At 61.3% G+C, this 19,065-nt stretch carries 20 protein-coding genes; 15 read left to right on the top strand and 5 right to left on the bottom strand.

Going from position 1 to position 19,065, the window contains the following annotated elements; genetic code table 11:
- Positions 1 to 190: 190 nt before the first annotated feature.
- The 7 genes from NIBR502773_RS21630 to NIBR502773_RS21660 are packed head-to-tail and all read left to right on the top strand — an operon-like array spanning position 191 to position 8,610.
- The gene (locus NIBR502773_RS21630; protein WP_027604523.1) at positions 191 to 1,813 is read left to right on the top strand and encodes a methyl-accepting chemotaxis protein; all 1,623 of its coding nucleotides are present in this window, start codon (positions 191 to 193) and stop codon (positions 1,811 to 1,813) included.
- A complete protein-coding gene (locus NIBR502773_RS21635) occupies positions 1,813 to 2,325 on the top strand; it encodes a chemotaxis protein CheW (protein ID WP_027604522.1) in 513 nt (170 codons plus the stop codon). The genes NIBR502773_RS21630 and NIBR502773_RS21635 overlap by 1 nt, the downstream gene beginning before the upstream one ends.
- Positions 2,322 to 3,575: a protein-glutamate O-methyltransferase CheR gene (locus tag NIBR502773_RS21640; protein WP_141156895.1), complete on the top strand. Its 1,254-nt coding sequence runs from the start codon at positions 2,322 to 2,324 to the stop codon at positions 3,573 to 3,575. Before NIBR502773_RS21635 ends, NIBR502773_RS21640 begins: the two co-directional genes overlap by 4 nt.
- Positions 3,572 to 4,273, top strand: a complete 702-nt coding sequence (locus tag NIBR502773_RS21645; protein ID WP_115485734.1) for a chemotaxis protein CheW — start codon at positions 3,572 to 3,574, stop codon at positions 4,271 to 4,273. Before NIBR502773_RS21640 ends, NIBR502773_RS21645 begins: the two co-directional genes overlap by 4 nt.
- Positions 4,270 to 6,552: a hybrid sensor histidine kinase/response regulator gene (locus tag NIBR502773_RS21650; RefSeq protein ID WP_141156896.1), complete on the top strand. Its 2,283-nt coding sequence runs from the start codon at positions 4,270 to 4,272 to the stop codon at positions 6,550 to 6,552. The genes NIBR502773_RS21645 and NIBR502773_RS21650 overlap by 4 nt, the downstream gene beginning before the upstream one ends.
- The gene (locus tag NIBR502773_RS21655; protein ID WP_065938739.1) at positions 6,549 to 7,559 is read left to right on the top strand and encodes a chemotaxis response regulator protein-glutamate methylesterase; all 1,011 of its coding nucleotides are present in this window, start codon (positions 6,549 to 6,551) and stop codon (positions 7,557 to 7,559) included. The genes NIBR502773_RS21650 and NIBR502773_RS21655 overlap by 4 nt, the downstream gene beginning before the upstream one ends.
- Before the next feature lie 49 nt (positions 7,560 to 7,608).
- Positions 7,609 to 8,610 carry a PleD family two-component system response regulator gene (locus tag NIBR502773_RS21660; RefSeq protein WP_141156897.1) on the top strand — a complete coding sequence of 334 codons (1,002 nt, stop codon included), beginning with the start codon at positions 7,609 to 7,611 and terminating at the stop codon, positions 8,608 to 8,610.
- Positions 8,611 to 8,779: 169 nt separating this feature from the next.
- Here NIBR502773_RS21660 and NIBR502773_RS21665 read toward each other — a convergent pair whose 3' ends face one another.
- Positions 8,780 to 9,211, bottom strand: a complete 432-nt coding sequence (locus tag NIBR502773_RS21665; RefSeq protein ID WP_141156898.1) for a hypothetical protein — start codon at positions 9,209 to 9,211, stop codon at positions 8,780 to 8,782.
- 212 nt (positions 9,212 to 9,423) lie between these two features.
- Here NIBR502773_RS21665 and prfB point away from each other — a divergent pair.
- From prfB to NIBR502773_RS21705, 8 genes are all read left to right on the top strand, one after another.
- Positions 9,424 to 10,519 (top strand): peptide chain release factor 2 gene (prfB, locus tag NIBR502773_RS21670; protein ID WP_098465888.1). Its coding sequence is split into 2 segments (ribosomal slippage): positions 9,424 to 9,495 and positions 9,497 to 10,519, totalling 1,095 coding nucleotides; the frame shifts between segments, so codons are not numbered across the junction.
- 91 nt (positions 10,520 to 10,610) lie between these two features.
- Positions 10,611 to 12,113, top strand: coding sequence for a lysine--tRNA ligase (gene lysS / locus NIBR502773_RS21675; RefSeq protein WP_046071251.1), 1,503 nt, complete (start codon positions 10,611 to 10,613; stop codon positions 12,111 to 12,113).
- 106 nt (positions 12,114 to 12,219) lie between these two features.
- On the top strand, positions 12,220 to 12,936 hold the full coding sequence (locus tag NIBR502773_RS21680; protein ID WP_027604515.1) for a TetR/AcrR family transcriptional regulator: 717 nt from the start codon (positions 12,220 to 12,222) through the stop codon (positions 12,934 to 12,936).
- Positions 12,937 to 12,951: 15 nt separating this feature from the next.
- Positions 12,952 to 13,500 (top strand): hypothetical protein, encoded by a 549-nt coding sequence (locus tag NIBR502773_RS21685; RefSeq protein WP_115485736.1) that lies wholly within the window; start codon positions 12,952 to 12,954, stop codon positions 13,498 to 13,500.
- A 21-nt stretch (positions 13,501 to 13,521) separates the two neighbouring features.
- Positions 13,522 to 14,799 carry a flavohemoglobin expression-modulating QEGLA motif protein gene (locus NIBR502773_RS21690; RefSeq protein ID WP_027604513.1) on the top strand — a complete coding sequence of 426 codons (1,278 nt, stop codon included), beginning with the start codon at positions 13,522 to 13,524 and terminating at the stop codon, positions 14,797 to 14,799.
- Between the two features lie 27 nt (positions 14,800 to 14,826).
- Positions 14,827 to 15,732 (top strand): alpha/beta hydrolase, encoded by a 906-nt coding sequence (locus NIBR502773_RS21695; protein ID WP_141156899.1) that lies wholly within the window; start codon positions 14,827 to 14,829, stop codon positions 15,730 to 15,732.
- Entirely contained in the window at positions 15,729 to 16,055 is a 327-nt protein-coding gene (locus NIBR502773_RS21700; RefSeq protein ID WP_003172217.1) for a hypothetical protein, read from the top strand. The genes NIBR502773_RS21695 and NIBR502773_RS21700 overlap by 4 nt, the downstream gene beginning before the upstream one ends.
- Positions 16,056 to 16,223: 168 nt before the next feature.
- Positions 16,224 to 16,580 carry a hypothetical protein gene (locus NIBR502773_RS21705; protein ID WP_141156900.1) on the top strand — a complete coding sequence of 119 codons (357 nt, stop codon included), beginning with the start codon at positions 16,224 to 16,226 and terminating at the stop codon, positions 16,578 to 16,580.
- Positions 16,581 to 16,606: 26 nt separating this feature from the next.
- Here the strand turns inward: NIBR502773_RS21705 and NIBR502773_RS30645 are convergent, their stop codons facing one another.
- The 4 genes from NIBR502773_RS30645 to NIBR502773_RS21725 form a co-directional block, all read right to left on the bottom strand.
- Positions 16,607 to 16,984, bottom strand: a complete 378-nt coding sequence (locus NIBR502773_RS30645) for a hypothetical protein (protein WP_065938743.1) — start codon at positions 16,982 to 16,984, stop codon at positions 16,607 to 16,609.
- Between the two features lie 7 nt (positions 16,985 to 16,991).
- Positions 16,992 to 17,777: an OmpA family protein gene (locus tag NIBR502773_RS21715; RefSeq protein WP_065938744.1), complete on the bottom strand. Its 786-nt coding sequence runs from the start codon at positions 17,775 to 17,777 to the stop codon at positions 16,992 to 16,994.
- Positions 17,778 to 17,832: 55 nt separating this feature from the next.
- Entirely contained in the window at positions 17,833 to 18,243 is a 411-nt protein-coding gene (locus tag NIBR502773_RS21720) for a DUF4398 domain-containing protein (RefSeq protein ID WP_169899499.1), read from the bottom strand.
- 296 nt (positions 18,244 to 18,539) lie between these two features.
- Positions 18,540 to 18,884, bottom strand: coding sequence for a hypothetical protein (locus tag NIBR502773_RS21725; protein WP_027604509.1), 345 nt, complete (start codon positions 18,882 to 18,884; stop codon positions 18,540 to 18,542).
- Between the last annotated feature and the right edge of the window lie 181 nt (positions 18,885 to 19,065).

Raw genomic sequence — 19,065 nt, forward strand, 5'->3', positions numbered from 1 at the left:
GGGAGGGGGCTTGCTCCCGATAGCGGTGGTCCAGTTCGAATCTCTGCAACTGACCCACGGCAATCGGGAGCAAGCCCCCTCCCACAGGTGTTTTTGCAATGTGTGTGTGCCACATCGAAACCCATTGATAAATGAGGGCTTCTGCTCAGCTATACTCCCCTCCATTTGAATGGCCCTTCGAGGAAACACTGTGAAGAATTGGACCTTGCGCCAGCGGATTTTGGCGAGCTTTGCGGTCATTATCGCGATCATGTTGCTGATGGTTGTGGTGTCCTACTCACGGTTGCTGAAGATTGAAGCCAGCCAGGAATCGGTGCGTGACGACGCGGTGCCGGGGGTTTACCTCAGTTCGATGATCCGCAGCGCATGGGTCGACAGTTATTTGCAGACCATCGATATCATTGGCCTGCGCGAGGATAAAACCTTCACCAATAGCGATAAGTCGGACTACAAGGCCTTCGAATCGCGTATCGAACAGCAGATGGCCAATTACGAAAAAACCGTGCATAGCCAGGCCGATCGCATGGAGTTCGACAACTTCAAGGCCGCCCACATCAATTACAACAAGGTTCTGGCCCAGGTACTCGATCGCGTCGAAGCCAATGACCTGCCGGCCGCGCGCGAGCTGCTGGAAGAGCAATTGACGCCGATCTGGACCGAAGGGCGCATGAAGCTCAATGACATCATCACGGAAAACAAGGCCGTGTCCGACAACGCGACGGCCGCCATTGACGACGCCGTTGCCTCTGCCAAGGTCAGCATGTTCCTGTCGCTGGCCGTGGCGATCCTCGCCGCCGGCCTGTGTGGCCTGCTGCTGATGCGCGCGATCATGGCGCCGATGCAGCGTATCGTCGAGATCCTCGAAACCATGCGCACCGGTGACCTGAGCAAACGCTTGAACCTGGAGCGCAAGGACGAGTTCGGCGCGGTGGAAACCGGCTTCAACGACATGATGACCGAGCTTACGGCCCTGGTGTCCCAGGCCCAGCGCTCTTCGGTGCAGGTCACCACCTCGGTCACCGAGATTGCGGCCACCTCCAAGCAGCAACAGGCCACTGCCACTGAAACGGCGGCTACTACCACTGAGATCGGTGCCACTTCGCGGGAGATCGCTGCCACTTCCAAGGATCTGGTTCGCACCATGACCGAAGTGTCTACCGCCGCCGACCAGGCCTCGGTGGCCGCCGGTTCCGGCCAGCAAGGCCTGGCGCGCATGGAAGAAACCATGCATTCGGTGATGGGCGCCGCCGACTTGGTGAATGCCAAGCTGGCGATCCTCAATGAAAAGGCCGGCAACATCAACCAGGTGGTGGTGACCATCGTCAAGGTCGCCGACCAGACCAACCTGCTGTCCCTGAATGCCGCCATCGAGGCCGAAAAGGCCGGTGAATACGGGCGCGGTTTTGCCGTGGTGGCCACCGAAGTGCGGCGCCTGGCCGACCAGACCGCCGTGGCCACCTACGACATCGAGCAGATGGTGCGTGAAATCCAGTCAGCGGTTTCGGCGGGCGTGATGGGCATGGACAAGTTCTCTGAAGAAGTCCGTCGAGGCATGTTTGAAGTGCAGCAAGTGGGCGAGCAGCTGTCGCAGATCATCCATCAGGTACAGGCCCTGGCGCCGCGGGTGTTGATGGTCAACGAAGGCATGCAGGCCCAGGCCACCGGCGCCGAGCAGATCAACCATGCCCTGGTGCAACTGGGCGATGCCAGCAGCCAGACGGTGGAGTCCCTGCGCCAGGCCAGCTTTGCCATCGATGAACTGAGCCAGGTTGCGGTGGGTCTGCGCAGCGGCGTGTCGCGTTTCAAAGTCTGATGAGCGATCTCGCGGCTAAACGCGGCGCCGTTCCGGCAGCGAAAAAAGCCTTGTTCCTGGTGTTTCACATCGGCAGCGAACGCTTTGCGCTCAAGGCCACGGAGGTGGCCGAGGTGTTGCCACGCCTGCCGCTCAAGCCCATCGCCCATGCGCCACTGTGGGTGGCGGGCATCTTTGCCCATCGCGGGGCGTTGGTGCCGGTCATCGACCTGAGTGCGCTGACCTTCGGCACAGCGGCCCAGGCGCGGACGAGTACGCGCCTGGTGCTGGTCAATTACCAGCCGCACACCTGGGTCGAATCGCGCTGGCTCGGGCTGATCCTCGAGCAGGCCACGGACACCCTGCGGTGCGACCCGGCGGAATTCCAGCCTTACGGCCTGGATAACCGCCAGGCGCGGTACCTGGGGCCGGTGCGGGAGGATGCCCTGGGCCTGATGCAGTGGATTGGCGTGAATGACGTGCTCACCGATGATGTGCGCGCCCTGTTGTTTTCTGCCGAGCTGAGCCTATGAGCAGCGACCCGCGTTTCTTTGCCTTCTTGAAAGAGCGTATCGGCCTGGATGTCGCGTCGGTCGGGGAGGCCATCATCGAGCGCGCCGTACGCCAGCGCAGCCAGGCCGTGCAGGCACAAACACCAGGCGAATACTGGCAGCACCTGCAAAGCTCCGAGGACGAGCAACAAGCGCTGATCGAAGCCGTGATCGTCCCCGAGACCTGGTTTTTTCGTTACCCCGAATCCTTTGCGACCCTGGCCCGACTGGCGCTTGCACGCCTGGCCGAGATCAAGCAGATGCGCGCCCTGCGCATTCTCAGCCTGCCGTGTTCCACCGGCGAAGAACCCTATTCCATTGCCATGGCCTTGCTGGATGCCGGGTTGGCGCCGCACCAGTTCAAGGTCCTGGGCCTGGATGTCAGCCCGCTGTCTGTGGAGCGCGCCCGGCGCGGGGTGTACGGCAAGAACTCGTTTCGCGGCGGCGATATTGCCTTTCGCGACCGCCACTTCACGGAATGCGGCGACGGGTTCCACATCGCCGACCGCGTGCGCGAACAGGTGCGCCTGCAAGTCGGCAACCTGCTCGACCCGGCGCTGCTGGCGAACGAGGCGAGCTATGATTTCGTGTTTTGCCGCAACCTGCTGATCTACTTTGACCAGCCGACCCAGAAGCAAGTCTTCGACGTACTCAAGGGCCTGACCCATGTGGACGGCGTGCTGTTTATCGGCCCCGCGGAGGGCAGCTTGCTGGGGCGCCACGGCATGCGCTCGATTGGGGTGCCGCAGTCATTTGCCTTCAGCCGGCAGGCCGAGCCGGTGACGCCTGAGCCGGTATTCGTGCCCATGCCGACGCCACCGCGCCGCGTCGCGCCGGTCCCGGTCAAGCCGCGACCGTTCAGCACGGCCAGCAACCAGGCGGGGCCGATCAAGGCGCCGCCCTCCGATGCGGGCACCTTGCTCAGCCGCATCGCCAGCCTGGCCAACGAAGGTAAAAGTGCCGAGGCCCGCGCCGCCTGTGAGCAGTATCTGAACAGTCACCCGCCGGCCGCCCAGGTGTTCTACTGGCTGGGGTTGCTCAGCGACGTGGCCGGCAGCGCCCTGGAAGCCCAGGGGTTTTATCGAAAAGCCTTGTACCTGGAACCCCAGCATCCGCAGGCCTTGATGCACCTGGCCGCCTTGCTCGAGTCCCAGGGCGACAGTGCGGGGGCGCGCCGTTTACAGGCGCGGGCCGCCCGCAGCGAGCGAGCAGACAGTGAGTCCAAACGATGAGTAGCACCGAGGCGCTCAACACCGCAGGCCTGGACTTGACCCTGGCCGACACCCAAGCCATCGACGACTGCTGGAACCGTATCGGTATCCATGGCGACAAGTCGTGCCCGCTGCTGGTGGAGCATATCCACTGCCGCAACTGTTCGGTGTACTCGGCTGCCGCCACGCGCTTGCTGGACCGCTATGCCTTGCAGCAGGACGACCGTCGTCCGGTGGCGGCTGCCGAGGTTGACGAAAAGATCGTCACCCGCTCGCTGTTGATGTTCCGCCTCGGCGAGGAATGGCTGGGCATCGCCACCCGTTGCCTGGTGGAGGTGGCCCCGTTGCAACCGATTCACTCGCTGCCGCACCAGCGCTCCCGTGCCTTACTCGGTGTGGCCAATGTGCGTGGTGCGCTGGTGGCGTGCCTGTCGCTGGTGGAGTTGCTTGGCCTGGAAACAACCCATCAGGGCGCCAGCGGTGGGCGGATCATGCCGCGCATGCTGATCATCGCCGCGCAGGATGGCCCGGTGGTGGTGCCGGTGGACGAAGTGGATGGTATCCATGCCATCGATGAGCGCACCCTGAAGGCGGCGTCGGCCTCGGGTACCCAGGCCAGCGCGCGCTACACCCAGGGTGTGTTGCAGTGGAAAGGCCGTAGCCTGCGGTGGCTGGACGAGGCGCAATTGTTGTCCGCCGTAACCCGGAGCCTCACATGACCCCCGACCAGATGCGCGACGCCTCGCTGCTGGAGCTGTTCAGCCTGGAAGCCGATGCCCAGACCCAGGTGCTGAGCGCGGGCCTGCTGGCCCTGGAGCGCAACCCTACCCAGGCCGACCAGCTTGAAGCCTGCATGCGTGCCGCACACTCGCTCAAGGGCGCGGCGCGCATCGTTGGGGTGGACGCCGGGGTCAGCGTGGCCCACGTCATGGAGGATTGCCTGGTCAGCGCCCAGGAACGCCGCCTGTACCTGCAACCCGAACATATCGACGCGTTGCTGCAAGGCACCGACCTGCTGATGCGTATCGCCACCCCTGGCAACGATGTCGGCACGGCGGACATCGACGCCTATGTGGCGTTGATGGAGCGCCTGCTGGATCCATCCCAGCCCAGCACCTACGTCGCGCCGCTGCCCGCTGTGCCTGAGCCCGCCCCGGCGCCGCTCATCGAAGAGCTGCCGCCGGAGCCCGAGCCCGCACCGCCCGTCGCCAGCGATCCGCCGCGTCAGGGCCGACGCATGACCGAAGGTGGCGAACGCGTATTGCGCGTGACCGCCGAGCGCTTGAACAGCCTGTTGGACCTCTCGAGCAAGTCCCTGGTGGAAACCCAGCGGCTCAAGCCCTACCTGGCCAGCATGCAGCGTCTCAAACGGATTCAAAGCCAGAGCGTACGCGCCCTGGATACCCTGGATGGCCAGCTCAAGACCCTGGGCTTGAGCCTCGAAGCCGAGGAAGCCCTGGCCGATACACGCCGCCTGCTGAGCGAAGCCCAGGCGCTGCTGGCGGAAAAGACCGCCGAGCTGGATGAGTTTGGCTGGCAGGCCGGCCAGCGTGCCCAGGTGCTCTACGACACTGCGCTGGCCTGTCGCATGCGCCCGTTTGCCGATGTACTCGCCGGGCAGGTGCGCATGGTGCGCGACCTCGGCCGCAGCCTGGGCAAGCAAGTGCGCCTGGAGATCGAGGGGGAAAAGACCCAGGTCGATCGCGACGTGCTGGAAAAGCTCGAAGCGCCACTCACCCATCTATTGCGCAACGCCGTCGACCACGGCATCGAAATGCCCGAGCAACGCCTGCTGGCAGGCAAACCCGCCGAAGGCCTGATCCGCCTGCGCGCGTCCCATCAGGCCGGCCTGCTGGTGTTGGAGCTGAGTGACGACGGCAATGGCGTTGACCTGGAGCGCCTGCGCGGCACCATCGTCGATCGGCATCTTTCAACCTGGGAGACGGCCTTGAACCTGAGCGAAGAGGAACTGCTGACGTTCCTGTTCCTGCCGGGGTTCAGCCTGCGCGACAAGGTCACCGAAGTGTCCGGGCGCGGTGTCGGGCTGGATGCGGTGCAGCATATGGTCCGCCAACTGCGCGGCGCGGTGGTGCTGGAGCAGACGGCAGGGCAGGGCAGTCGCTTCCACCTGGAGGTGCCGCTGACCCTGTCGGTGGTGCGCAGCCTGGTGGTGGAAGTCGGCGAGGAAGCCTATGCGTTCCCGCTGGCGCATATCGAGCGCATGTGCGACCTGGCCCCCGACGACATTGTGCAGTTGGAAGGCCGCCAGCATTTCTGGCACGAAGGTCGGCATGTCGGCCTGGTCGCCGCCAGCCAGTTGTTGCAGCGCCCATCGGGGCAGAGCAATGACGAAACCTTGAAGGTGGTGGTGATTCGCGAGCGCGATGCGGTTTACGGGATCGCCGTGGAACGCTTTATCGGCGAGCGCACCCTAGTGGTGCTGCCGCTGGATGATCGCCTGGGCAAGGTCCAGGATATTTCCGCCGGCGCCTTGCTGGACGACGGCTCGGTGGTATTGATCGTCGATGTGGAAGATATGCTGCGCTCGGTGGACAAGCTGCTCAACACCGGGCGCCTGGAGCGCATCGCCCGGCGCAGCCAGCAGGCCACCGAGGCACCGCGCAAGCGGGTACTGGTGGTGGACGACTCGCTCACTGTGCGGGAGTTGCAACGCAAGTTACTGCTCAATCGCGGGTACGAAGTGGCCGTCGCGGTCGACGGCATGGACGGCTGGAACGCCTTGCGCTCCGAAGACTTCGACCTGCTTATCACTGATATCGATATGCCTCGTATGGACGGTATTGAATTGGTCACACTCCTGCGCCGTGACAGTCGCCTGCAATCGTTGCCGGTGATGGTGGTGTCGTACAAAGACCGTGAAGAAGACCGCCGTCGTGGGCTGGATGCTGGGGCCGATTATTATCTGGCCAAGGCCAGTTTCCACGATGACGCGCTGCTGGATGCTGTGGTGGAGCTGATCGGAGGCGCGCGCTCATGAGGATTGCGATCGTCAATGACATGCCCCTGGCCGTGGAGGCCCTGCGCCGTGCCTTGAGCTTCGAGCCCATGCACCAGGTGGTGTGGGTGGCCAGCAATGGCCTGGAGGCGGTGCAGCGCTGCGCCGAATTGACCCCGGACCTGATCCTGATGGACCTGATCATGCCGGTGATGGACGGCGTGGAGGCCACGCGGCAGATCATGGCCGAGACCCCGTGCGCGATCCTGCTGGTGACCGTCGACCGCCAGGCCAATATGAGCCGGGTGTTCGAAGCCATGGGCCACGGCGCCCTGGATGTGGTGGACACGCCGGCGCTCGGCGTGGGCAACCCCAAGGATGCGGCGGCGCCGTTGCTGCGCAAGATCCTCAACATCGGCTGGCTGATCGGCCAGCGTGGCAGCCGTGTGCGCGCCGAAACCACGCCGGAGCGCAGCACCGGCAAACGCCAGAGCCTGGTGGCGATCGGTTCTTCGGCGGGTGGCCCGGCTGCCCTGGAAATCCTGCTCAAGGGGTTGCCCCGGGACTTTGCGGCCGCCATTGTGCTGGTGCAGCATGTGGACCAGGTCTTCGCCGCCGGCATGGCCGAGTGGCTGAGCAGCGCCTCCGGCCTGCCGGTACGCCTGGCCCGCGAAGGCGAACCGCCGCAAAGCGGGGTGGTGCTGCTGGCCGGCACCAATCACCACATTCGTTTATTGAAGAATGGCACGCTAGCCTATACCGCAGAGCCGGTGAACGAGATTTACCGGCCTTCCATCGATGTGTTTTTCGAAAGCGTGGCCAGCCACTGGAATGGCGATGCCGTCGGCGTACTGCTGACCGGTATGGGCCGTGACGGGGCCCAGGGGCTCAAGCTAATGCGTGAACAAGGTTATTTGACCATCGCCCAGGATCAGCAAAGCTCGGCGGTGTATGGCATGCCCAAAGCGGCGGCGGCGATTGATGCTGCTGTTGAAATTCGCCCACTGGATAGAATTGCGCCCCGATTGCTGGAGGTATTTGCAAAATGATCCACACCTCCCGCGGCTGGCTTGCAGGTAGTAATTCAGGTGACTGCACATGAATGATTTACAGATCGACGACATCAAGACCGACGAAAACGCCGCCATGGTGTTGCTGGTCGACGACCAGGCCATGATCGGCGAAGCCGTACGGCGTGGCCTGGCCCACGAAGAAAACATCGACTTCCACTTCTGTGCCGACCCGCACCAGGCGATTGCCCAGGCCATCCGCATCAAACCCACGGTGATCCTGCAGGACCTGGTGATGCCCGGCCTCGACGGCCTGACCCTGGTGCGCGAATACCGCAACCACCCGGCCACGCAGAACATCCCGATCATCGTGCTTTCCACCAAGGAAGACCCGCTGATCAAGAGCGCGGCGTTCTCGGCGGGGGCCAATGACTACCTGGTCAAGTTGCCGGACAATATCGAACTGGTGGCGCGCATCCGCTATCACTCGCGCTCCTACATGACCCTTTTGCAACGCGATGCCGCCTACCGTGCGCTGCGGGTCAGCCAGCAACAGCTGCTGGACACCAACCTGGTGCTGCAACGGCTGATGAACTCCGATGGCCTGACCGGGCTGTCCAACCGTCGCCACTTCGACGAATACCTGGAGCTGGAATGGCGCCGCGCCATGCGTGACCAGACCCAGTTGTCATTGCTGATGATCGACGTGGATTTCTTCAAGACCTACAACGACAGCTTCGGCCACGTCGAGGGTGACGAAGCCCTGCGCAAAGTGGCCAACACCATCCGCGAAGCCAGCAGCCGCCCCTCGGACCTGCCTGCGCGCTATGGCGGCGAAGAGTTTGCCCTGGTGTTGCCGAACACCTCGCCGGGTGGGGCACGCCTGGTGGCGGAAAAGCTGCGCATGGCCGTCGCCGCACTGAAAATCCCGCATATCGCCCCGGCCGAAGGTTCCAGCCTGACCATCAGCATCGGGCTGTCGACCATGACGCCGGTACAGGGTACCGATTGCCGCCAGTTGATCATGGCAGCGGACAAGGGTTTGTATACGGCCAAGCATAACGGACGTAATCAGGTGGGGATCGAGTGAGAAACACCGCAGATCCAGTGTGGCCCTAACAGTTACTTCGGGGGGCGATGAGATACCGAGCAAGCGCCTGCAAACGTTCGCCTCGATGGACAATAAATGGTTCGATCCCATCCGTTATGCAGGGGCTTGTGGCTCATGCATTGCCCGATCGGTAAGGCTGGCCACTCCACTATTGGACAATCAGGCAGTACTCCACGCCTGTACACGGACCGATTGACTTGGTCAGCGTGACAAACCTGATGGCCCCATCTTTCTCGGTGGGAGTCACGGTGATAGCTCCCTCGGCGAGGTCCAGGCTTAACTTCTTAGTTGGGTCTTTATCGGAGTTGAGATCGGAACTCTTTTGTTTGGAGGGCAGTGTTTGCGGTTTCAACTTTGTCTGGATCAGGGTAACCGGCCTTTCACTGGCATTCACGACTTCGACCGAAGTAGTTGACCGCTCGGGCGTTGGCGTAGGGGACCCGGCTGGCGCTTGTGCGGGCGCTACAAAAACCTGGCCGGAGGGGAGGTTGTCCGGGTTGCTTTCGGCTTCCGCCATGACGGTTTGCATCCAGGCGGCGATGAATGTGGTGGCAATTGCGATGTGGGGCCTGATTTTCATGGACGTCGTTCCAAATCGGTTTGATAGCAGATCACCGAGATCGGTGGTTCATCGCAATTCAACGCTCCTTTCAATATTGTGTAACCTGTGAAAACTAACAGGTCACCTCAATGGGCATGAAACATGCCTTTTCGCCCAGCGGACTGCCGTTCCCCCCCGTTTGCCGTTATACTCGCCGGCTTTCAAAAGTTCGCCAACGAGTGCTGCCCGCCATGGAAATCAACCCGATCCTTAACACCATCAAGGACCTGTCCGAGCGCTCCGAAACTATTCGGGGGTATCTTTGACTACGATCAAAAGCATGAGCGTCTGACCGAAGTCAATCGCGAGCTTGAAGATCCGAGTGTCTGGAACAAACCTGAATACGCCCAGGAACTGGGACGCGAGCGCGCTGCGCTGGCGCAGATCGTCGACACCCTCGACGAACTGAACACCGGCCTGGCCGATTGCCGCGACCTGCTGGACATGGCCGTCGAAGAAAACGACGAAGGCGCAGTGGGCGATGTCGTCGCCGAGCTGGCCCGTCTCGAGGAAAACCTCGCCAAGCTTGAATTTCGTCGCATGTTCAGCCACGAAATGGACCCGAACAACGCCTACCTGGACATCCAGGCCGGTTCCGGCGGCACCGAAGCCCAGGACTGGGCCAACATCCTGCTGCGCATGTACCTGCGCTGGGCCGACAAGCGCGGTTTCGACGCCACCATCATGGAACTGTCGGCCGGTGAAGTCGCCGGCATCAAGGGCGCGACCGTGCACATCAAGGGTGAATACGCCTTTGGCTGGCTGCGTACCGAGATCGGCGTACACCGCCTGGTGCGCAAGAGCCCGTTCGACTCCGGCAACCGTCGCCACACCTCGTTCTCTGCGGTGTTCGTCTCGCCCGAGATCGATGACAAGGTGGAAATCGAGATCAACCCGGCTGACCTGCGTATCGACACCTACCGCTCCTCCGGTGCCGGTGGTCAGCACGTAAACACCACCGACTCGGCCGTACGTATTACTCACGTACCGACCAACACCGTGGTGAGCTGCCAGAACGAACGTTCCCAGCACGCGAACAAGGACACCGCCATGAAAATGCTGCGGGCCAAGTTGTACGAGCAGGAAATGCAGAAGCGCAACGCCGCTTCCCAGGCCCTGGAAGACACCAAGTCGGATATCGGCTGGGGTCACCAGATCCGCTCTTATGTGCTCGATGCGTCGCGGATCAAGGATCTGCGCACTAACATCGAACGCAGCGACTGCGACAAGGTGCTCGACGGTGACATCGACGAATACCTGGAAGCCAGCCTGAAATCTGGCCTGTAACCCCTTGTAGGAACCGGGGGGACGCCCAGTCCTTGCCGGCGATCCCCGGCCGCAGGCCGGGGACCACGAACCTGATGGAAAATTTAAAGACATGAGCGACCAACAACTCGACCCGCAAGCCCTGCAACAGGAAGAAAACTCCCTGATCGCCCTGCGCAAGGAAAAGCTGGCTGCCGAGCGCGCCAAGGGCAATGCCTTCCCCAACGACTTCCGTCGCGACAACTACTGCGATGCCTTGCAGAAGCAGTACGCGGACAAGACCAAGGAAGAGCTGGCAGAAGCGGCGATCCCGGTCAAGGTGGCAGGTCGCATCATGCTCAACCGTGGCTCGTTCATGGTGATCCAGGACATGACCGGGCGTATCCAGGTCTACGTCAACCGCAAGACCCTGTCTGAAGAAACCCTGGCCTCGGTGAAAACCTGGGACATGGGCGACATCATCGCCGCCGAAGGCACCCTGGCCCGTTCCGGCAAGGGCGACCTGTACGTGGAAATGACCAGCGTGCGCCTGCTGACCAAGTCCCTGCGCCCGTTGCCGGACAAGCACCACGGCCTGACCGATACCGAGCAACGCTACCGTCAGCGCTACGTTGACCTGATCGTCAACGAAGACGTGCGCCAGACCTTCCGCGTGCGTTCGCAGGTCATCGCGCATATCCGCAGCTTTCTGATGCAGCGTGACTTCCTGGAAGTGGAAACCCCGATGCTGCAGACCATCCCGGGGGGCGCCGCAGCCAAGCCGTTCGAAACCCACCACAACGCACTGGACATGGAAATGTTCCTGCGTATCGCGCCTGAGTTGTACCTCAAGCGTCTTGTGGTCGGTGGCTTCGAGAAGGTGTTCGAGATCAACCGCAACTTCCGTAACGAAGGCGTCTCGACCCGGCACAACCCGGAATTCACCATGTTGGAGTTCTACCAGGCCTACGCCGACTACGAAGACAACATGGACCTGACCGAAGAACTGTTCCGCGAGCTGGCGCAACTGGTCCTGGGCAGCACCGACGTGCCGTATGGTGACAAGGTGTTCCACTTCGGCGAGCCGTTCGTGCGTCTCTCGGTATTCGACTCGATCCTCAAGTACAACCCTGAGCTGACCGCCGACGACCTCAATGACATCGACAAGGCCCGCGCCATCGCCAAGAAAGCCGGTGCCAAGGTGCTGGGCTTCGAAGGCCTGGGCAAACTGCAGGTGATGATTTTCGAAGAGCTGGTGGAGCACAAGCTGGAACAGCCGCACTTCATTACCCAGTACCCGTTCGAAGTGTCGCCGCTGGCCCGTCGCAACGACGACAACCCGAACGTCACCGACCGTTTCGAGCTGTTCATCGGCGGTCGCGAAATCGCCAACGCCTACTCCGAGCTTAACGACGCGGAAGACCAGGCCGAGCGCTTCATGGCCCAGGTGGCCGACAAGGACGCCGGCGATGACGAAGCCATGCACTACGACGCCGACTTCGTACGTGCCCTGGAATACGGCATGCCGCCAACGGCCGGTGAAGGTATCGGCATCGACCGCCTGGTGATGTTGTTGACCAACTCGCCGTCGATCCGCGATGTGATCTTGTTCCCGCACATGCGGCCACAAGCGTAAGCGTAGCGAAATCCGAAGCCGCCTTTTATAAGGCGGCTTTTTTATGTGGCGTTTTTAAGCGTCAAGCAAACAGCGCCAGGTTTTGATCTATTCAAGGATGTGTGTCGTGAACCGCGTAACCGCTCAAGAAGGCGCCGCCGGCATTGCCGCTGCCGTGGCTGAAAGCGTCCAGTACCAGGGCCGTAAGGCCAGCCGTCGGGGCAGCGAGCAACGCAGGCAAGACATTCTCGATGCAGCCATGCGCATCGTGGTGCGCGATGGCGTGCGCGCCGTGCGCCATCGGGCCGTGGCGGCCGAGGCCGGTGTGCCGTTGTCAGCCACTACCTATTACTTCAAGGACATCGATGACCTGCTCACCGATACCTTCGCCCAGTATGTTGAACGCAGCGCGGCCTTCATGGGCAAGCTATGGGTGCGTAACGAAGGCCTGCTGCGTGAGATGGTCGCCTATGGCGATGGCAGCCCGGAATCGCGCTCGCAACTGGCCGATGACATTGCGCGGCTGACCGCCGACTATGTGCTGCGCCAACTGACCAACCGCCGCGAACATTTGATGGCCGAACAGGCCTTCCGCCAGGAAGCCTTGCTCAACCCGCGCCTGGCTGAGCTGGTGCGGTCCCACCAGCAGATCCTGTTGCAGGGCACGGGGCAGTTTTTCCAGGTATTGGGCTCCCGCGAGCCGCAACAGGACGCCAAGGTGTTGACGGCGATTATCAGTCGGATGGAATATCAGGGCCTGCTGGGCGGCGCAGAGCCTCTGACCGGTGAAGAGATGCTTGAGATCCTCAAGCGTTACATGCATTTGGTGTTGGCCTCGGTCTGACACCGGGGGAGTCCAATGAAAACCTGGCGTGTGGCGGTAATCGCCTTGTCGTTCCTGTTGCTCAGCGGTTGCCTGGTCACGTTCAAGGACCCGTTGCCCGCCCATGAGGCGGCGCCGGATGAGTTGCTGGGCCATTGGACCAGCAGGAATGCCTGGGGCGAACCGCTCAATCTGCGCATCAGCCGTGCCGGTGAGCACCGCTACAAGGCGGTGAGCTACCCTAAAGCCACGCCGGCCCAGCGCGATGAGTACCTGTTTACCGTTTCGCGTCATGGCAACCGCTGGTACCTGTCGGCACCGTTGCCGGCCCGGTTCGGAGGGCATTACTTCCTGGCGGGGTTCGAGTTCGACGATAAGCACGAATTGGTGGTCTATAACCTCGACCTCGAACAGATTCACCAGGCCATCGGGCAACAGGTGCTGCAGGGCAGCAACGTGGAGACCGTCGAAGGCGCCGGCGTACGGGTCGACAGTTCCATGAGCCAGGTGTTTGCCTACCTGGATGATCCGGCCAATGCCGATGTGTTCGTTGAAGCCGTGCGCTACCAGCGTGCGGGCAAATAACGTTTAGAGAGGAAGCACCGGGTGGACGATTACCAGCAGACGATACGCAGCTTGTCCGATCGCATTGTGCTGGCGCAAACACCGATTCGCGTCCTCGACGCCGTGAAGTGGGACGACAACATTCGCCAGGGATTCCTCAAGGCCAAGGGCAAGGCCATGCCCGCCGTGGATCGCGACTACTACCTGAACCGACCGCTGTCGTTCGACTCCAGTGCGGTAAAGCTGGAATTCCAGAACATCGAACGCGACATCACTCGCCGCCTCGGCCAGTTCAGCCCGGTGGGGCAGATCATGCGTCGCATGTGCCGCGAATACCGCATGGTGGTGCGCATGCTCGAAGCCCGCGGCACCGAGGACTTCGGCCTGATTTCCCAGGAGCTGTACGGCGCCGCCTCCGATGCCTTCCACGCCGGCGACCCGACCCTGGCTGACCTGGGCCTGATGCTCTCCGACTACCTGAACAATATCGACGGCCGTGGCGACCTCAAGGACGAAGCCAAGACCCTGACCGCCAAAGACGCCGTGGCCCTGCTGCAAACCCGCCTGAACAAGGTATTTGGCGAAGCCGAAGAGACCATCCGGGTGTTTGAGTCCGACGGTATCGTTGCCGATGCCGCAGCGGGTGCCGACTACATCAAGATCCGCGCCGACGCGATGTTCAACGACCGCGACGTGCGTGCGCTGGAAGTCCACGAAGGCCTGGTGCATGTCGGTACCACGCTCAACGGCCAGAACCAGCCGATCTGCACCTTCCTGTCCAAGGGCCCGCCGTCGTCCACCGTGACCCAGGAAGGCCTGGCGATCCTCATGGAGATCATTACGTTCGCCTCCTACCCGAGCCGCTTGCGCAAGCTGACCAACCGCACCCGTGCCATTCACATGGTGGAAGAGGGGGCCGACTTCCTACAGGTGTTCGAGTTCTTCCGCGAGCAAGGCTTTGAAATGGCCGAAAGCTATGGCAACGCCAGCCGGGTATTCCGTGGCTCGGTGCCGAACGGCTTGCCGTTTACCAAGGATCTGTCCTACCTCAAGGGCTTTATCATGGTCTACAACTACATCCAGCTGGCCGTGCGCAAAGGCAAGCTGGAGCAAGTGCCGCTGCTGTTCTGCGGCAAGACCACCCTGGAAGACATGCGCACCTTGCGCCAACTGGTGGACGAAGGCCTGGTGGTGCCGCCCAAGTACCTGCCTGAACAGTTCCGCGACATGAACGCACTGGCGGCGTGGATGTGTTTCTCCAACTTCCTCAACCACTTGAGCCTGGACCGGATCGAGGCGGATTACTCCAATATCCTTTAAACGCTGTTATTCACGAGGCTTCAACGGATGAGAATCCTCGGCATTCTGTGCCTGCTACTCACATTGAACGGTTGCAGCTCCCTGCTGTTCTACCCCGAACCCGGCCTGCCATTCACGCCCGAAAAAGCGCACTTGCAATACCGCGATGTCACCCTCACCACGGCCGACGGCGTCAAGCTGCATGCGTGGTGGCTGCCGGCCAAGGCCGGAGTACCCGTCAAAGGTACGGTGCTGCACCTGCACGGCAACGGCGGTAACCTGGCCTGGCACCTGGGCGGCAGCTGGTGGTTGCCGGAGCAGGGCTACCAGGTACTGCTGCTGGACTATCGCGGTTACGGGCTGTCGGAAGGCAAGCCCTCACTGCCGGCGATTTATCAGGATGTGGACGCGGCGTTCAACTGGCTCGACCGGGCGCCCGAAACCCAGGGCCAGCCGCTGATTGTGCTTGGCCAAAGCCTGGGCGGCGCGCTGGCGGTGCATTACCTGGCGGAACACCCGCAGCGTCAGTCCCAACTCAAGGCCCTGATACTGGACGGCGTGCCCGCCAGTTATCGTGACGTAGGACAATTCGCCCTAAGCACCTCCTGGTTAACATGGCCCTTGCAGGTGCCCTTGTCTTGGCTGGTGCCCGACGCCGACAGCGCGATCAACGCCATGCCGCAACTGACCGGCGTGCCGAAATTGCTGTTCCACAGCCTGGATGACCCGATCGTGCCCGTGGCCAACGGTATCCGCCTGTATCAGGCCGCGCCGCCGCCAAGGGTATTGCAGTTGACCCGCGGCGGCCATGTGCAGACCTTTGCCGACAAGACCTGGCAAACCGTGATGCTGCGCTACCTGGACGACCCGCAGCACTTCAACGGCCTGCGCCGCCTGGGCGAGATTCCGAATTACCCCATTCCTAAAGCTGATCCATCAGAGAGCCCGCAATGAGCGAAGAACGCAACATGATCCCGCTGATCCTCACCGGTATCGGCACCATCATCGGCACCGTCGGCTGCCTGTGGTACTACGGCTATTTGCACTTCGCCAAGCCTGAGGATGCGCTGCTGCTCAGCGACTTCACCATGCTCAAGACCGTGCCGGGCGAGGACTACAAGATCTCCCTGACCCCGGCCGCTCAAGTGGCGCAGTGCGTCGATGGCGTGCTGGTCATGTTCGATACTGAGCAGAAAGGCTTGAGTGGGGTGTTGGTCAATAATAAGAAGCAGGCGGTGCGTTGCATGGGGCAGGAAACGCCGCAACTGCAACAGTAAGCCAGCGCGTCGAGTTCGTGGGAAAGTGCCACTCAATCTGAGGATTCGTCCCTTGGTGCAGGTCCGAGTCTTCGCAGGCCGGAACCATCTCTATTTGTCCGCCACAGACTATGGGCTGATCGGTATGACTGATCGGTCCTTATCCAATTTATTGTGGAGCTAATATTTATGAGCGGTATCAGCGCAATACGGCCTCAGATGAATGCGGACAGCTTTGGTGCCAGCGGAGGCAACGAGCAAGACCTCAGGGGGAAGATTAATGACACAGAAAACAAAATTAACGAATTGAAGGCAAAAGGTTCCCAGGGCGGGCAAGGAAGCGGTGGGGCCGGAGGAGGAGACACTCTCGAGGATTTGGAGAAGTTGCTGGAGAGGCTGAAGAAGGAGCTTGCACAACTGCTGCAATCAACTGCTCCGCAGGGCGCTCAAGGCGGCGAAGGTGGCGAAAAAGGTGAAGGACAGAGTGGTCCGCAAATCCAGCCGCCAAACTACCAAAGCTCAGGCCCCGTCTCCGCCTCCGCCTGATTGCCCACCCGTGGATAACCCGTCTGTCATAGGCGGGTTTTTTCACCGGGCATGGGGCGATAGTCGATGAGGACATCGGCACTTGCGGCAGTCATTGGCGACGGGATTATCTGGAACCATAGCGCGTCATAAAACCACAGAAGGCGGAGTTGCTTACACAGATCGAGGCTGAAAAGGTGGCGATACGCATTGCTGCAATCGACAACATGCTGGACATGATCAGGGGGCATGAGGCGCTGGTAAGGCGAGACGCTCGCAATCATGAGCTTGAGCAGCTGATGGATAAGCTCTCGCAAAATACGTACGGCTCGAAGGTCGAATTGCCCGCCGAGGATACACATCGCACTATCCAGTTCGGCGACCCGAAAAAAAACCCACCGTGAGGTGGGTTTTTTATCCAGCATCAATCAATCAGTTCGCCATGGACGAACGTGGCTTGACCGGCTGGTTGTCGTTGGAGATGGTCACTTCAACGCGGCGGTTCATGGCTCGGCCCGAGACGCTGCCGTTGTCGGCAACCGGATATTCCTTGCCATAACCCTGGGTCACGATGCGCGAGATATCCACGCCTTGCTGAGCCAGTGCGCGTTGTACCGAGGCCGCGCGGCGCTCCGAAAGGCTCTGGTTGTACGAGTCGGAACCGGTGCTGTCGGTGTAGCCTTCGACGATCACCTTACGATCCGGATTGTCACGCAGGAACTGCGCCAGCTTGGTGATGTTCACCAGGCCGCTGGATTTCAGGTCGGACTTGTTGGTAGCGAACAGCACGTCGCCGAATGTCACCAGCGTACCGCGATCGGTTTGCTTGGCATTCAGGCTGTCCTGCAGCTGTTTGATCTGCGCATCACGGGCCTCAAGCAGGGCACGGGCGCGTTCGTCGCCGGCGTTTTTCAGCTTGGCTTCGGACTCGCGCAGCGCGATGGTGTCTTTGGCCACTTCAACGCGCTGGTTGGTCAGGTAGGCCAGTTGATCGACCTTCTTCTGGTCTTCCTTGTCGCGGTAGGCCTTGTCAGCCTTGTCCAGCCATTCGCTGGCGTCCTTGGTTTCCAGCGCGGCAAGCTTGGTGGCTTGCGGGTTGGTTTGCAGGGACGAGAAGTTGGTCCGTGCGTTTTCCAGGTTCGCGTTGGGCGGGGTAGAGCAGGCCGCCAGGGCAACGCTCATTGCCAGCAGGGCAGGGATCATCAATTGTTTACGCATAGTCGTGTCGTCCTTTCAATTCGATATCGGGTGCAGTGCAATCAGGCGCGGCGCTTTATTTCTGCTGGATAGCAGCCGGGCGCATACCTTCCTGACGCAGCTCCTGAACAGCTTTCTGGGAATCCTTCACAGCCTGTTCGGCCTTGGCGGCCTGGGACTTGCGCTCTGCAACGCGAGCATCCCATTCAGCCTGTTCGGCCAGGCGACGCGCCTCGTCATAGTTCTTGTCGTGCATGGCGATTTCGGCTTGCTTGAGCTTGTCCTGGGCCGATTTCATTTCAACTGCTGCGTACTCGGTGCCGCCGGCGCTCACTGCGCTGTTGACGGCGGACTGAGTCACCGCGTATTGCTCGGTGGGCGGGTTGCCGGCGCAGCCAGCCAAAACGAAGCTGGTGCCGATTGCCAGCGCGGCCAATTTAAGCCCGCGCAGGTGGTTAAACGTGGATTTGGCAGTGCTGGTCTTCATCGTCTTCAACTCCATTGGATAGCTCCTAAAAACATCAAAATCCATCGCGGTCGATGAACGGCCGGGGCGCGGCGGTAAAGCACGACGGGCCCTTTCAAACGACCGTTCCAAGTGATGGCTTACTGGCTGTGACCGGAGGCTTTTTTCAAAAGTTCAGAAGAGATGGCGATTTGCCTAAAAAAATATCTGACTGATTGGTCAGGGTAGAAAATTGGAACTTTTGCCCCGTGCAGGGGTACTCAGAGCCTCGGTAGAGGCCCGGAATACGGGGTTCTGATGGGTGTCAATCGAGTCCGTCAGTGCTTTTGGTCGTCGGCACTGGCAGACAAATCATGCAGATAGCGACGGGACAAGGTCAGGAACCGAGGCGTTGGCCCGACGTCCTCATAGAGCGGGTCGCCCTCTTCATCGGTGGCGATGACCTGTTGTCCCTTGATGTAGGGAAAGCTCGCTTCCAGCTCCTCAAGGGCTGCGCCGATCAGCTCGCCGAGCAGTTCTTCGGTGTGGCGCTTGGGGTACATCTCGGCGATGGCTGCCAGCCGTGCAGCCGCCTCCACATCCAGATGGATGGCGTACTCGGTCTTGGTCAGGCGACCCTTGGCGTTCTCTTCCCAATGCTGGGCCAGTTCTCGAATTTTCATGGCAACCTCAATAAAGCCTGCGGTGGCAGGCGGTGATGAGTGACCAGCCGTGCGCGTGGATAAACGCGGCGGCTCACACTTGAGACTAGCTGCAAGTCACAAGGTTTAAAGTCTTGTCATAAAACGATGCCGGCGGCACTCTGACACACCTGCGCGTCCCGGATTTCTGGCTGGAGATTGG

Source organism: Pseudomonas sp. NIBRBAC000502773, assembly GCF_006517195.1.
GTDB classification, from domain to species: domain Bacteria; phylum Pseudomonadota; class Gammaproteobacteria; order Pseudomonadales; family Pseudomonadaceae; genus Aquipseudomonas; species Aquipseudomonas marginalis.

Coding starts and splice junctions, on each gene's coding strand:
- NIBR502773_RS21650 (WP_141156896.1), top strand. CDS start 4,270: ATGACCCCCGACCAGATGCGCGACGCCTCGCTGCTGGAGCTGTTCAGC.
- NIBR502773_RS30645 (WP_065938743.1), bottom strand. CDS start 16,984: ATGCTGGATAAAAAACCCACCTCACGGTGGGTTTTTTTTCGGGTCGCC.
- NIBR502773_RS21705 (WP_141156900.1), top strand. CDS start 16,224: ATGAGCGGTATCAGCGCAATACGGCCTCAGATGAATGCGGACAGCTTT.
- NIBR502773_RS21715 (WP_065938744.1), bottom strand. CDS start 17,777: ATGCGTAAACAATTGATGATCCCTGCCCTGCTGGCAATGAGCGTTGCC.
- NIBR502773_RS21640 (WP_141156895.1), top strand. CDS start 2,322: ATGAGCAGCGACCCGCGTTTCTTTGCCTTCTTGAAAGAGCGTATCGGC.
- NIBR502773_RS21665 (WP_141156898.1), bottom strand. CDS start 9,211: ATGAAAATCAGGCCCCACATCGCAATTGCCACCACATTCATCGCCGCC.
- NIBR502773_RS21725 (WP_027604509.1), bottom strand. CDS start 18,884: ATGAAAATTCGAGAACTGGCCCAGCATTGGGAAGAGAACGCCAAGGGT.
- NIBR502773_RS21700 (WP_003172217.1), top strand. CDS start 15,729: ATGAGCGAAGAACGCAACATGATCCCGCTGATCCTCACCGGTATCGGC.
- NIBR502773_RS21645 (WP_115485734.1), top strand. CDS start 3,572: ATGAGTAGCACCGAGGCGCTCAACACCGCAGGCCTGGACTTGACCCTG.
- NIBR502773_RS21660 (WP_141156897.1), top strand. CDS start 7,609: ATGAATGATTTACAGATCGACGACATCAAGACCGACGAAAACGCCGCC.
- lysS (WP_046071251.1), top strand. CDS start 10,611: ATGAGCGACCAACAACTCGACCCGCAAGCCCTGCAACAGGAAGAAAAC.
- NIBR502773_RS21635 (WP_027604522.1), top strand. CDS start 1,813: ATGAGCGATCTCGCGGCTAAACGCGGCGCCGTTCCGGCAGCGAAAAAA.
- NIBR502773_RS21655 (WP_065938739.1), top strand. CDS start 6,549: ATGAGGATTGCGATCGTCAATGACATGCCCCTGGCCGTGGAGGCCCTG.
- NIBR502773_RS21695 (WP_141156899.1), top strand. CDS start 14,827: ATGAGAATCCTCGGCATTCTGTGCCTGCTACTCACATTGAACGGTTGC.
- NIBR502773_RS21685 (WP_115485736.1), top strand. CDS start 12,952: ATGAAAACCTGGCGTGTGGCGGTAATCGCCTTGTCGTTCCTGTTGCTC.
- NIBR502773_RS21720 (WP_169899499.1), bottom strand. CDS start 18,243: ATGAAGACCAGCACTGCCAAATCCACGTTTAACCACCTGCGCGGGCTT.